This window comes from Dendrosporobacter quercicolus (assembly GCF_900104455.1).
Lineage (GTDB): Bacteria > Bacillota > Negativicutes > DSM-1736 > Dendrosporobacteraceae > Dendrosporobacter > Dendrosporobacter quercicolus.
The window spans coordinates 1,151,806-1,165,694 of record NZ_FNHB01000001.1 but is presented as its reverse complement, the minus strand read 5'-3'; the positions used below and the strand labels follow the sequence as shown (position 1 = coordinate 1,165,694).

General features: G+C 44.0%; 14 protein-coding genes. 7 read left to right on the top strand and 7 right to left on the bottom strand.

Annotation, left to right across the window (positions count from 1 at the left end; all coding sequences use genetic code 11):
- Positions 1–65: 65 nt before the first annotated feature.
- The gene (locus BLR06_RS05320) at positions 66–647 is read right to left on the bottom strand and encodes a cyclase family protein (protein ID WP_092069237.1); all 582 of its coding nucleotides are present in this window, start codon (positions 645–647) and stop codon (positions 66–68) included.
- A 187-nt stretch (positions 648–834) separates the two neighbouring features.
- Here BLR06_RS05320 and BLR06_RS05315 point away from each other — a divergent pair, with 187 nt between their 5' ends.
- Positions 835–1,404, top strand: coding sequence for a MarR family transcriptional regulator (locus BLR06_RS05315; protein WP_173812625.1), 570 nt, complete (start codon positions 835–837; stop codon positions 1,402–1,404).
- A 468-nt stretch (positions 1,405–1,872) separates the two neighbouring features.
- On the opposite strand, the gene BLR06_RS05310 is transcribed toward BLR06_RS05315, so the two are convergent.
- On the bottom strand, positions 1,873–2,325 hold the full coding sequence (locus tag BLR06_RS05310) for a DMT family transporter (protein ID WP_092069231.1): 453 nt from the start codon (positions 2,323–2,325) through the stop codon (positions 1,873–1,875).
- 122 nt (positions 2,326–2,447) lie between these two features.
- Here BLR06_RS05310 and BLR06_RS05305 point away from each other — a divergent pair, with 122 nt between their 5' ends.
- Entirely contained in the window at positions 2,448–3,374 is a 927-nt protein-coding gene (locus BLR06_RS05305) for a LysR family transcriptional regulator (RefSeq protein ID WP_092069228.1), read from the top strand.
- Between the two features lie 201 nt (positions 3,375–3,575).
- On the opposite strand, the gene BLR06_RS05295 is transcribed toward BLR06_RS05305, so the two are convergent.
- Complete coding sequence (locus BLR06_RS05295; RefSeq protein ID WP_092069222.1) at positions 3,576–4,004, bottom strand: hypothetical protein; 429 nt, start codon at positions 4,002–4,004, stop codon at positions 3,576–3,578.
- Positions 4,005–4,360: 356 nt separating this feature from the next.
- Complete coding sequence (locus BLR06_RS05290; RefSeq protein WP_092069219.1) at positions 4,361–6,061, bottom strand: oleate hydratase; 1,701 nt, start codon at positions 6,059–6,061, stop codon at positions 4,361–4,363.
- A gap of 206 nt (positions 6,062–6,267) precedes the next feature.
- Between BLR06_RS05290 and BLR06_RS20325 the strand changes: the two genes are divergently transcribed.
- Complete coding sequence (locus tag BLR06_RS20325; protein WP_217636851.1) at positions 6,268–6,456, top strand: class I SAM-dependent methyltransferase; 189 nt, start codon at positions 6,268–6,270, stop codon at positions 6,454–6,456.
- Entirely contained in the window at positions 6,453–6,737 is a 285-nt protein-coding gene (locus tag BLR06_RS20320) for a methyltransferase domain-containing protein (RefSeq protein WP_217636850.1), read from the top strand. The genes BLR06_RS20325 and BLR06_RS20320 overlap by 4 nt, the downstream gene beginning before the upstream one ends.
- Positions 6,738–6,871: 134 nt before the next feature.
- Here BLR06_RS20320 and BLR06_RS05280 read toward each other — a convergent pair whose 3' ends face one another.
- From BLR06_RS05280 to BLR06_RS05270, 3 genes are all read right to left on the bottom strand, one after another.
- Entirely contained in the window at positions 6,872–7,522 is a 651-nt protein-coding gene (locus BLR06_RS05280) for a flavin reductase family protein (protein WP_173812622.1), read from the bottom strand.
- 73 nt (positions 7,523–7,595) lie between these two features.
- The gene (locus BLR06_RS05275) at positions 7,596–8,372 is read right to left on the bottom strand and encodes a helix-turn-helix domain-containing protein (protein WP_340148016.1); all 777 of its coding nucleotides are present in this window, start codon (positions 8,370–8,372) and stop codon (positions 7,596–7,598) included.
- Positions 8,373–8,996: 624 nt separating this feature from the next.
- A complete protein-coding gene (locus BLR06_RS05270; RefSeq protein WP_092069216.1) occupies positions 8,997–9,914 on the bottom strand; it encodes a LysR family transcriptional regulator in 918 nt (305 codons plus the stop codon).
- A gap of 194 nt (positions 9,915–10,108) precedes the next feature.
- On the opposite strand from BLR06_RS05270, the gene BLR06_RS05265 reads away from it, so the two are divergent.
- From BLR06_RS05265 to BLR06_RS05255, 3 genes are read left to right on the top strand one after another with little or no spacing between them, the layout of a single operon-like run.
- Complete coding sequence (locus tag BLR06_RS05265; protein WP_340148014.1) at positions 10,109–11,617, top strand: ArnT family glycosyltransferase; 1,509 nt, start codon at positions 10,109–10,111, stop codon at positions 11,615–11,617.
- A gap of 37 nt (positions 11,618–11,654) precedes the next feature.
- Complete coding sequence (locus BLR06_RS05260) at positions 11,655–12,842, top strand: nucleotide sugar dehydrogenase (protein ID WP_092069214.1); 1,188 nt, start codon at positions 11,655–11,657, stop codon at positions 12,840–12,842.
- On the top strand, positions 12,842–13,861 hold the full coding sequence (locus tag BLR06_RS05255; RefSeq protein ID WP_092069213.1) for an NAD-dependent epimerase/dehydratase family protein: 1,020 nt from the start codon (positions 12,842–12,844) through the stop codon (positions 13,859–13,861). Before BLR06_RS05260 ends, BLR06_RS05255 begins: the two co-directional genes overlap by 1 nt.
- Positions 13,862–13,889: the final 28 nt, after the last annotated feature.

The window sequence follows — 13,889 nt, the reverse complement described above, 5'->3', positions numbered from 1 at the left end:
GGTTTTTTGATAGAAATAGAAGATTGTAAAGGATAAGCATGGTCTATAAATTAAATGACCGAGTATTAAATTTCGGCAACAACCCGGCAGGGGAGCCCTGTTAGTCCTTCGTAATTGACCGGATAAGTATGCACTAAAAACGACTGACCTTTAGCCGCTGCATGCAATATTTCCAGGTTTGCCAGATTTTCAATAACAAAGACTCCGTGGTCGGCACAATACTGGTCAGCCCGGGGATGCTCGGCAGGTTTACGAATACCAGGAAAGTCAATACCAATCATGCTTACTTTTTTATTTAGAAGATCGGTTATTAGCGCATCGGATAATTCGAGACGGGTTTGGATATATTCAGGAGTTCCAAACTTGTTTTCTTTTAAGCACCCGGTATAAAACATAATAAAATCGTGTTCAGCGATTTCGTCCATATTAATATCGTCTGCTTCAATTTCTCTTTCTTTCACGTGGCTGACATCAAATAGTATCCCTCTTCTTTCGGTATTCTCCAGTGGGAATTCTTTGTTCATAACGTCGAAGTGGGTGCCGATATGTCCGAACTGTACAACAGGAGGTATTTCACCGGCAGCAGTCATCCTCGACATTAATTTTAGAATTTCTTCGGTAACGGTAACTGACAGATCAATTTTCATTATGCATCGCTCCTTGCAATATCATTAGTTGACGTGGAAACAATTTTATTATACGGCGATATGGTTTCTGTGTCAACAATAATTTTATTAACATGGAAACAATTTATGTTGGCTTTGTATAATTACATGCTGTATAATAAAAATGTTTCTAAATAAGAATGACATATGGAGAAGTTGGGTTGATCGTATGCAAAACAAAGAGAGAAAAATTCAGAATTTAATTAGTGAGCTTGGAGTCTTAATATATCAGCTTAATGATCTGGAAGAATATGAGAAGCACGCTTTGGGAAATATCCTACTGGAGCAGGGACATGATGAGCTGCGTAATGTAAGTATTTCTTTGATGGAATGTCATGTGATTGATTGTATTGAACGCAACGAAATGTTCAATACAACGGCTATTGCCAAAAAACTAAATATAACTAAAGGCGGTATTTCCAAGATAGCAACTAGACTGATAAAGAAGAATCTGATTGAGGCGTATCGTCTGACAGATAACCAAAAAGAAATCTACTACCGCTTAAAGCCGCTGGGGAGAACAGTTTTTGAACTTCATGAAACCTTGCACAAGGAGGCGGAAGAAGTTTTTAAAAAAATTTTTAGTGCATATACTCAAGGTGAATTAGAGTTTGCTAGCAGGTTTTTAGCAGATATAACTGCCGCAATCCGAACTACAACTGGCTTTAAAAAGAATGATATTTTTGCACAGGTAGAGTATGCTATAACTAAAGCTACAGACTGCCCGGGGGACGATTAGCCCTTTTGGATCGGCTACACTGAGTTGGGCAGAAAAAACGTTCTACTATGAAGCGAAAGAACAAACGAAACAAGATGAACTAACCGAAGCGATTGTGGAGTGGTTGCATTTGGCTGAAAAAAACACAGCCCGTGAAGCCAGGCTGAAGCTGGGCTTGAGGGATGTGGGCAAATATGGTATGTATTTCCTTAGACAAAGATTGAAAAGATGACAAAAATGTGGATGTTAATATTAGTGTGCCTTCTTGACTTTTAGTTTAGTCCGAAAGATTGCGCATTTGCCTTTACAAGTGAGAGAATGAATTGGATCGATAATAAAAAGAAGGTAGCATTGTTCCCTGAACGTGGTTAGAAAACATCAGGCTTTCGGGCCTGGTGTTTTCTTGTTAAAGGGATAAATTTAGAAATATTTGATACCTCGCATTCTACCCAAAGGAGCCTGTTAATTAGGAATGTAAGAATCTGAAGTTTAGTGTGTCTGTATTGTGTATACACCCAGAATTAAAAAAGCTACGCCCAGTATTCTGGCCGCATTTACAGTATGCACCGTCCCGAGAATACCGAAATGATCAACGATAAGTGCAAAGATAATTTGTCCTGCTACTACGAGACTGAATAAATTAGCAAAGCCAATTTTGGGAGAAGCAATAATGGTCGTGAAAATATAGAATGCACCCAATAAGCCCCCGGTCCACATCCACCAGGTTGTTTGCAGAATCTGATGGATAGAGGGCACATTTTGCATTCCCAATTTTACGGCAATCAAGTAAGCCATAGACAGGCCGATTGTACCTATGGCAAAACTAACGGTTGATGTCAACAGCGGACTGGCAAGGCCTGACAATAGTTTTCCATTAATGGCTACTTGGGCACCTAATGCTGCTCCTGCGATGAATGGTAGTAAATAATAAATAGAGTTCATTGTTCACACCTCATTTTTGATAGCTAAATTGTCATTGTAAGTTAGCTGTACTTTTATTATAATGACTCCAATGCTATATGAAAAATTGATATTTAATATAGATAGATATAAGGTGTGATTATATGAACATTAATCTGGAGCTTTACCGGATTTTTTACGTGACAGTAAAAACAGGAAGCATTTCTAAGGCTGCAAAAGAATTGTTTACCTCCCAGCCTGCAGTTAGCCAGTCAATTAAACTACTGGAGCAAAAGCTTGGCGGGCAATTATTTTTCCGGACTTCCAAAGGCGTTTTACTGACCGCCGAAGGAGAAATATTTTTTCGGTATATCGAGCAGGGGTATCATTTGATACAGACTGCCGAACATAAATTCCAGGAAACGCTGCACTTATTGACTGGACAAATCCGCATTGGCGCCGGAGATACACTAAGTAAATATTACTTGCTGCCTTACCTTGGCAGGTTTAACGAACGCTATCCGCAGATACAAATCCATGTGACCAATCAGACCACGTTTGAAATCCTTGACTTGCTCAAGTCTGGTAAAATCGATCTGGGTATCATTAATTTACCGATTGATCCGGACGAGGCTGTCAAAATTGCAGAAACCCAAGAGATCCAGGATTGCTTTGTCGCCGGCCGCAAATTCAAGAAATTGAGCTTAGGTGAAATTAATTTACAGGAGTTAACGAAATATCCAGTCATGGTGTTGGAAAAAGGGAGCAATTCACGGGCTTTTCTGGACAAGTATTGGAATGCTAATGGCTTAGAATTGCAGCCTGAGTTTGAATTAGGAACAATTGATTTGCTGGTTCATTTTGCTAAAACCGGATTAGGGATTTCCTGTGTGGTAAAGAATTTTATCAGAGAGGAACTGCAAAGCGAGGAACTGTACGAAGTTAAGATTAGGGAACCAATTCCCAAACGGTCAATCGGTCTGGTGATCTTGCGTGATGTCCCATTATCGACGGCTGCTCGGCAATTTGTTGCACTTCTGACAAGCGATAAAAAGGTGATTGCGGAAATGGATGCTAACGTTAAATGGTAATCTGGAGAAAAGAGTGGACAGAAGGGACGTCAGACTGTGCGAAAAGAGAACACTTCAGTATGTTAAGCGCCCCCAAAAATCGAATTTCAAGAAGAATAGCGGCAAAATCAAAAGGAAAGCCGGTAGACTTTCCTTTTGATTTTGCCGCTATCATTTCTTTGGTTCCCAAAATTGAGAGCACTTCGATGAGGCTAGCTGTATTCACTGGAAAGCTGTTAAGGTTAAAGCTGTGAAGTACTGCAATGATCTCGGCAAGCTGTTCAGCCTGATGATCTGTAAGTACCTTATTTCCGACTGTTTCACCGTCAATATATCGATATAGTAAGTATATACCATCCTCATCCTCGAATTGGACTGCTTTGTTGTTGTAAATAACGGAAACGGCAGCTTTCCGGATAGCCGTTCATTTTCATTTAAACTCAATAGTATCGGAATATATACATCGATCATAGCTGTCAGCTTTTGAGTGGAGGCTCTGTGCTTGTCATAGACTTTGAGAAAATATCGGTCAACACCATCTGATATACAATAGGCCATTGCCGACCATCCGCCGGGACGTTCTTCCACTGATATGCAAGCTATACCGTACTGGGTTTTTACAATATTAGCGAGCTTGGTTATTTTATTCATAAGTCCTCCTAATAGCGGAATCACACATGCTTACAGAGCAGCGGAAAAGGCAGAGCTATTGTGCCAACTTTAGGTCAATTTGGCTGGCAATCCCGTCACATTAGAACACTGAATCCAGTTGGATTCAGTTACCTTGTGAAGTGTTTTTATTTTAACAAAATTACCCAGGAGTTACAATGCGCTTAAGAGTCGAACCTTTACGTAAAACTACAATTTGCGCTTCAGTTGCTTCTATTAAGAGACTGTTTTAAGTCTAAAAGATATTTGTTGCTAAATCCTTTGAAGCCTTCGCAAAAGAAGCTCCAGAAGTACAGGTAAAATGAACTTTATTTTTGTCGTACCGATAACAGGGTCTTTTAAGACATAAGAAGTGCCGCAAGCTCGGTATTTTGCAGCAGCTTTCCCAGAGAAATGTCCTGCAGCGAAACCTTGTCAAGGTTCAGGCAAGTCTTGGCCGCATTGGACAGAACGCGTATGTCATATTGGCTTGGATATACCGGATCTACGACTTTGCCGAGCCCCATAAGGCCATACACCGCCATCATGGCACTGCGCACAGAATATTCTACCGTAAAGACACAGTCGTGCGGAATTTCAGAAAACTGGCCAATAAAGCCAAAATTTTTACTGCCCCCCGGTATGACCTCTGGCCGGTCGCCGGCAACGCGGGGCATGAACTGCGCGGTAATATAGGGCATCATACTTGGAATAACGTTGACCGTGTGGGACAAAATTTCGGATATTCTATCTTTTAACCCCATGTGATAAAGCAATTCTTCAAACATTTCCCGTCCAGTGCACTGGGAAATGGATTTACGGATGTGATTTCCTTCCATATCCATATTCAGGGCATAAGCCCAGAGAACCTTGACGTTGTCCGGTTGATTAATAAAATGGGGATGCTTGGGAACAACCCAGCTCATAAACCAATTGGAGTCCTTAATGGTAACAAGTCCACCCATACCCGGTTTATCTCCTGTAAGGTTCAAGAGGTAAGGGAACACGATGTTGTCGTCCTTGAGCGTGATCGTGAATGACAGCCATTTGGTTTTATCAATATCGGTACAAAACACTTCCGGACGTCCGAAGTCGGGAGACTTCTTGGCAATCTTCTCCCATACCGAGAAACAGCCCTTGATCTGTGAACAGTTCAAAGCAGCGGGCTGGTCGAGGTCGCCTCTTTCCGTATTTTGGGTCATTGAGCCGTTTGTAAACAGCACGAGATCATCTTCCTTTACCTGAATGGTCCCAGCTTTGCTGTTTTGGGTATAATGAATGGCTGTTGCCGTTTTTTCATGGCCCGAAACATTAAAATCAATTTCTGTAACAGCAAACTCGTACTTGAAGTTCACACCATTTTTTTTCAGCCATTTGATCAGAGGCAGAATCAGTGAATCGTACTGGTTGTATTCGGTGTGCAAAATGCCTATTAGCCGATTCATTCCACCGATTAAATGCATAAATCGTTCCATATACCGTTTTACTTCGACCACGCTGTGCCATCTTTCAAAGGCAAACATGGAGGCCCAGAAAAACCAGAAATTGGTTTCAAAAAAGTTGGGGCTGAAATACTGTTCGATTGTCGTGGCCCCGAGCTTCTCCTCTGTCAGCAAGTGCAACTTGGCCAGCTCCATTGCGTTGCCGCGGGAAAGTTCAAGACTGGAAAAATCAGCCTTTTGCCCCTGATTGTGCACGAGCCGGCAGTGGGATTCAATGGGTTCTTCTAGATTCAGTTCGCGGAATTCATCTAGTACGCTCCGGGTTGGGTTGTTGAGTGACGGAATAAAACTGAACAGTTCCATAAAACATTCAAAATGCTCTTCTATTTCACGGCCGCCACGAGCGGTATAACCGGTTTCGGCCGTACCGAATCCGTCCATAGACCCTCCCGCAGCAGCCAGCAGTTCCAGAATGTGAATGTTTTTTCCGGGCATATGAGCGTCCCGAAGCAAAAAAGCCGCTGCCGATAAACTGGCGATGCCTCCCCCAATCAGGTATGCACGCCGCGCTGAAATGTTCGCGGGTGCCTTAGGGGTGATTTTTTGATAATTGCCCATAATTCAATACCTTCTTTTCGGATTTCGATTTTGTATTGCAAAAAATACTAAGCGTTTCGCTTTGCTAATAGTTTATATTATTGCCACCGTCATACCTTCTATCCACGAATCATCCCTATAGACTCTAAAGGGATGGGTAAAGCAGCTGTTATCGCCTATTTCGACCATCTACCAGTGAGGATTTCGACAACAGTTATCAGGCACCGATAACTGTTTGGGGAGATGTCCGCATTCCTCAAGAGCTAAAAGAACTTGCAGAAACCAATAAGCCAAAAACCTTTTTAGAACTAGGCTGTGGACTTGGGCGATTTTCGTCATTTATGGCAAAACAAGGAGTACAAGCGACTGGTGTAGATTTTTCATCCGTTGCCATTGAAAAGGCTAAGCACGAATAGCCAAATGTGAGCGTAAGCCAACCTTTATTATAGGAGATGTAACTAATCTGGCAATATTTACCGAAAAGTTTGATGTTTCATTTGATATCGGTTGTTTTCATTGCTTAGATGAAGAAAGTGAAGAAAAATATGTTTCAGAAATTTACCGGCTTTTAAATCCAGGAGCAACTCATTTGATTTGGGCACTTAATGCAGCACCTAGTGATATTTACCTCAATCCAGAATATATAGCTAAATATTTGGTAATCATTTTCACTTGGCGAAAACTAAATTCAGTCTAAGAAGATTAGCTCCTTCACACTGGTATTGGCTTGTGCGCAAATGAGGTTTAGGATTTTCAGCCATATCATTTCTCCTAACACGCGGCTTTCCAAATAGTTCACGTGGCAAGCCGGACTGTCAACTGTTTATACCGCTATTCATATTTCTTTATCACCTCAATCACTCCCACTCCCGACAAGTTCCCTTGGCCATTCGACGGATTCTGGGGTTGATGAATATTGAACATAAAGCCATCCCGCCCATAACGCGCATAAACATCCGTGCCATGCCGCGCGTCCAGGGCAATGGCCTGGACCATGCCGATGACCAGCGCGGACGTTCCTTGCTGCGATAAATCTTTTTCCATGACCAGGTGGCATTCCAGGCTCAAAAAGCTTTCTTTTATCCGGGGAACGCTAACGGTTTTGGCCGGTTCGGGCGTGAAACCGCCGGCTGCGAATTCGTCGGTTTCATAATTATTATTGACAATGGTTCTTTGGCATTGTTTGAAGTAATCATAACAAAGGAAATTTACACAGAACTCTTTGGTCCGCAAAATGTTTTGATACGTATGCGTCCGGCAGAGCAGTCCCGGCATGACCGCGTAAAAGCCGCCGCCGTCGCTGACAAAGGAACTCCAGGAATGCAGGCAGGCGTTGGGCTGTCCATTTTCTTTACAGGTCGAAATCATAAACAGCGGATGGGGAATGCCGCATACAAATTCAAACCAATGAAATACTTCGTACTGTCCGGGCCATCCCTCCCGAAAACACGCCGGTTTTTGTTCAGTCGCTTCAAACTTCACAGAGGGGCCTCCTTTATTCTTTTTGTTCACTTTACCGCAACAACCGTCTGTTGTATTGTAAAAAAACGACAAGCTAACTCCGGGCATACTGCAAGGCTGCCAACGGCGGCTGGCCCGCAAACTTCTTGAAACTGTTGATAAAATGCGCTTGGTCGGAAAACTGGTAGCGATAGGCTAGGTCGCTAAAATTGCAACTGCGGCCGCAGATCATGTCCTGCCAGATCATTTGAAACCGGACGATGTCGGCAGTCTTTTTGGGCGAAGCCCCTGTAACTTCGGCAAACAGGCGTTCCAACTGTCTTTGGCTGACCGCCAGACTGGCGCACAAGTCCGGCACGGAAATCAAGCCCCTGGATTTTATAATGAGATGCAGCGCATTCAAGACATTGGGCTTTACAGGACGCGAGCCCTGAAGACGGTGCAGCAAATAGTTTTCCGCCGCCGCGATCCGACCGGTTATGGTTGGGCTTTCCAGCAAGGCAGCAGCCAGTTTTTCGCTAAAATCACGGAAATACTGCTCAACATCGCCAAATGCGTTTAATGCTTCCTTCATGCTGGTGTCGGCAAACAGTGCGACAGCCCAGCAGTAAAAGCGGATGCCAAAGGTTGACGTCAGGGTCGCCTGGTTATCAGCAGAAGCAAAAAAAGGGGCGTCGTTGATACCGCAAAAAGCGGCGCTTATTCTCCCTGAACTGTGATTGACGGTAACGACAATGTCCATGCAGGCATCCGGAATGACGAGAGTGGACGGTTTTCGATTTTCTGCTTCACCAGAGGGTGACGGAGGGAAAACCGACCCCCAGAAACAGCGGATATAGGGCCTTAACAATTTGTTTGGAGGAATTTCCACATATTGCAGTGTATGTTTGGGCCTTGCAATAACGGGATAAAACAGGTCTGAAAGAGCATGCAGCCGGTCCACCTCCCACACCGGGTTTTTTGCCGGTCTTATTATTTCCGTATTTTATTATATCATTGCAAGGAAGCCGCAACAAAGCGGTTTGCGTTTTCTTGCCTGCTGTGTGCGCTGGGGTTTGTATCACACCACTGGGATACAGGCGGACAGAGAGTGGGGAAGAAAAGAACAAGTATTCAGAGGAGCGGATTTCAGAACTTGAAAAATCGAAATTTTTTTCGAATATGGAAAGCTTTGCAAGGTAGTTAGCACAATCTGCGAATGTCATGGAATCATTACACACGCGCAAGCCTGTCGGCACATTTTTAGAGGAGGGTATAAGCGAGGAGAGCCTTCAGCCGCCAACAGCCAGCACTGGCGTTTCGCCGTTCACCTGATGTTAAAACAATTTCCATAGCAATGCCTGTCGGCTATAAACATATCAGATGGGAACATCCTGATGTAGACATTGGTATATGTGCCTGTCACTTTTGCTGTGTTGCCGAACTAAGCGTTGCTGTTTTCTTCACCAGGGATGATCTCGGGTATTGGTAATCAGTTAATTTTATGACATGAATATTAAGGTTGTTTTTTTGCCGATAATATGTCTTTTGTCAAAGCTATAAATTCAAGCGCTGCTCGTGACAGATGCCGTTCTTTGCAATAAACTGCTGCGAATGTTTGCGATGGCAGGGGCTCGTCTAACGTAAAGAAAGCTACCTGATCAGTTATGCTAAATTGTGCTGAAACATCCAAACCGAAAGTAATACCCAGGCCAGCCTTTACTAGTGATAGTATCGTTTCATGATTGTCACTTTCAAATACAATTCGCGGGTTAAACCCTGCATTAATAAAAGATTGATCAGCAAGTTCTCTCAGTTTTCGTCCTTTCTGCAGCAAAAGGAAAGGCTCTTCCCGCAAATCGGCCAAATGGATTTGCGGCCAAGGCGGCCGGGTGACAGCGAGCTTGTTCAAAGGGTGACTGCGGGGGGCGATAAGCACAACACTCTCTGTGAAGAGCGGCTCGCTAATAAAGTGTGGCTTGTTCAGCGGTAAGTTAATTAATGAAAGGTCTGTTTCCCCTCTTATTGCAAAATCCTCTAGTTCAGCCAAGGTTCCATCCTTGTGGATCACTTCAATGCCAGGGAATCTTCTACAAAACGATGGGAGAATATTAGGAAATAAAATGCTGCCCCGGATGTTGGTAACTCCTATTGTAAGGCGGCCTCTTTTGAAGTCAATAATTTCTTGCATTTGCGACTGGAATTGATGATTCAGGTTTAGCATACGCCTCGCATTTGCAACAAAAACTTCGCCGGCATAGGTAAGACTTAAGGGGGTAGTTGCCCGGTCAAACAATTGAAGTCCAAACCGCTGTTCGATCCTTTGAATACATTGACTTAAAGATGGCTGCGATATATATAATTTCTGGGCCGCTTTAGAGAAACTGCCTTCTTCGGCAACCTTCAACATGTATTGAAGCTGTCTTAATTCCATTTTGCCCTCCTTGAACAATGATATAGAGTTGAAACTATATAATCTATAATAATTATAGTATTAGACCAATGATGAATCTAAGAGTACACTATAATCATGTTTTCTGCAAGCTGAAAATTCTGTTTGTTGGACAACCCGGACTGCTTCAGATGTGCTGATGCCGCAAACTATGGATCTAATATTTCTCAGGAAGGATGAAACGATTGCCTACTGACAAGCTTTTATGGATAACAGGAATGGCGACATTGCTAATAAAGTCATTGCTCGCGTATATCATCCCGTTTACTGGGGATGAGGCATTATTTTACACATGGGCAACATTTCCGGATATTGGTTATTATGATCATCCGCCCATGATTGGCTGGTTGCTTGCACTCATTATGAAATTTAGCGCCAGTGAGTATGCTCTCCGGCTCCCGGCCCTTATTTTCCCGTATATTGTTGGCGCTGTTATGTATAATCTGCTAAAGGTTCTCGACATAAACCGCGCTCGTTGGGCAGTAATCTTATTTTTAGTGTCACCGCTTAATATGTTGAATATTTTAGTTACCACCGATACGCCGCTTTTTTTGTTCGTCTCGCTGTCGGCGGTCTGCTTCTATCAAGGTCTGCACCTGAATCAGCGGATAAGTTTAATCTTAGCCGGGGTTTTCCTCGGTGGCGCTTTTTTATCTAAATATTTTTCCGTCTTACTAATTATCGCCTATGGCGTCTATGTGCTGCTTTATCAGCGTAATCGCCGGGGCTTGGCCGCGCTTGCGCTGGTAGCTGCCTGTACCATACCCTTTGTGCTGCTGAATGTATACTACAACTACACGCATGCCTGGTCCAATATTATGTTTAATGTATTTAACCGTAATCACGAAATGGGTTCCTTTACACCGGGGAATTTTTTTGTGTATCTGGGGCAGCTTCTGTTTTTGCTGACACCTTTTACGATGTACTGCTTATTCCGTCCAGGGAAAGCAGTGCGGCATGTTGCTGCGGCTGAGTCGCTGCGGCGCTACTATTTGGTTTTATGTTACGTGCCGCTGGGCATTCTGGCCCTCTTGTCTTTCACCAAATCAATTGGCATGCATTGGCCGCTGGCTTTTCTGCCCTTTGCGTTCATCCTGACCATCTTTCACTTTCATGCAGCAACTTTCCGCAAGGTAGTTCTGCTGGTTGCCATTTGTACGTTTACCGTAAATTCCTTAATCGCGTACATTGTAATGAATCCGCCTGCGAAATTGACGCAAAGCAAGCTTTATCAGCAGGCGTTATTCTATTGGAAGCCCCGGGCCGTGGCGGACCTTCTTACACCTTATACCAAAGACTATATTTTGACTACCGAAAGCTATTCTAAGTCAGCAGTGCTGTATTACTATACAGGCCAATACGTAAGTATTTTTGGGCCGGGCTCTTTTCACGCCCGTCATGATGATATGTACACTGATTTTCGGCACTTTGACCAACAAAATATAGCAATCGTTCGTACCGCGCCGCCTGATATGAATAAATACCTACCGTATTTTCAAACCGTTTCGGTTACAGAAATCAAGTTAGAGAATACAAGCTTATACTTAATCCAAGGCAGCGCTTTCAGGTACGATGTTTACCGCGAACTGGTTTTGCGGCCGATCAAAAATACCTACTATCAGCTGCCGGTCTGGCTGCCAACGCCGGGGAATTATTTTACCAATAAGTATTTTGCAGAAGAATAGATAATTGCAACAGATGAAATGAGGTGGAGCTATGTTTATGTATGATATATGTGTGATTGGCGGCTGCGGGCACGTCGGCTTGCCTTTATCCATTACGCTGGCTGATCGCGGCAAAAAAGTAATCGTCTATGATATCAGCACAGAGTCAGTAAATATCGTAAGACAAGGAACTATGCCTTTTTATGAAGAAGGCGCCGCTGGCTTGCTGCAAAAGGTACTTGCTGACGGCACGCTGCAGCTATCTGATTCGCCGGCGGTCATTTCCGATAGTAAGATCGTAATTATGATCATTGGTACGCCGGTGGATGAGCATCTAAACCCGAAATTCCAGGTGATGGTCGATTCGGTGAACCAGTGCATGCCGTATTTTCGCAATGGCCAAACCTTGATTTTGCGCAGCACCGTCTACCCGGGGATCAGTGAACGGGTCAATGACTGGCTGCGGGAAGCGGGTTTAACCATGAATGTCTGCTTCTGTCCGGAACGGATCTTAGAAGGGAAGGCCATGACGGAGCTATACTCCCTGCCGCAGATTATTTCATCCTTTACGCCGGCAGGCTTGCAGGAATGCCGGGATTTATTTGGCCTCCTGACGGCTGAACTGGTGGAAGTGCAGCCGACTGAAGCCGAATTGGCCAAGCTGTTTACGAATGTCTGGCGGTATATTAAATTTGCTGTTGCCAATCAATTTTATATGATTGCCAATGATTATAACCTGGACTTTTATAATGTTTATCATGCCGTGACACACCGGTATGACCGCGCCCAAGATTTACCGACAGCCGGTTTTGCCGCCGGGCCTTGCTTGTTTAAAGATGCGATGCAGCTGGCTGCTTTTAATAATGGCAACTTTTATCTGGGGCATTCAGCTATGCTGGTCAACGAGGGGCTGCCGAATTATATCGTGCAAAAGCTAAAAGTCAAATATCTGCTGAAAAAAATGACAGTAGGTATTCTGGGCATGGCCTTTAAAGGAAACTCCGATGATATCCGTGAATCTTTGTCGTACAAATTGCGTAAAATCCTGCAAGTTCATGCCGGCAGCGTTGTGAGTGCCGATCCTTACGTGACGGATGATTCCTTGCTGCCTCAGGCGGAAGTGATTGCCCAGGCCGATATTGTGATCATTGCAGCACCGCACAAACAATATCAAGGATTGGACATCCCGCTAAATAAAGTGACTGTTGATATCTGGAATGTATTGGGAAGAGGAGGTCTAATCTAGTGAACATCCTGGTTACAGGCTCAGCCGGCTTTATCGCCGGCTATCTGGTAGAAGAATTGTTGCAACGCGGTCATTCCGTTGTAGGAATTGATAACTATAGTAAATATGGTCCGGTGGAAAAATCCTATGATCATCATCCGCATTATCATTTTGTGCAAGGCGATGTTAAGGATAGCAAGTTGCTGAAAGAACTAATCGCCGGCTGTGATCAGGTTGTGGCGATTGCGGCGATGATTGGCGGGATCACGTATTTTCACGAATATGCTTATGATCTGCTCGCAGAAAATGAGCGCATTACGGCCGCTACCTTTGATGCCGCTATCTGGGCCCGTCAACACAAAAAATTACAAAAGATTAATGTTTTATCTTCTTCGATGGTTTACGAATCTACTGCTGTTTACCCCAGCCCGGAAGGAGAACAATTATGCTGCCCGCCGCCGCTGTCAACCTATGGATTTCAAAAGCTGGCGTGCGAGTATTTTGCCAAGGGGGCATGGGAACAATACCAACTTCCCTATACAATCATACGTCCCTTTAATTGCGTGGGAACCGGTGAACGACGGGCTAAAAATAAAAAGGAAATTCTTTCTGGCAATGTAAAACTGGCTATGAGCCATGTCGTACCCGACCTGGTGCAAAAGATTCTCAAGGGGCAGGATCCGCTGCATATTTTGGGAGCCGGTAATCAAATACGCCATTACACCTATGGCGGTGATTTGGCCGAGGGCATTGCGCTGTGCATTGAAAACGAACAAGCAGTTAACGAAGACTTCAATCTGTCAACACCGGTTTCAACAACTGTATTGGAGCTGGCGGAAGCTATTTGGAACAAGGTGAAGGGGGACAAGCCATTCCGCTACGTAACGGATACCCCTTTTGTGTATGATGTGCAAAAACGGATACCGGCCGTAGAAAAGGCGAAAAACTTGCTCGGATTTGAGGCTAAGTCGGATTTGAACGTCATGCTTGATGAAGTCATTCCCTGGATAAAAGAGCAAATGAAGTCAGGTAATATGTAACCCCTGCCGACAAGGAAACAAGGAGGTG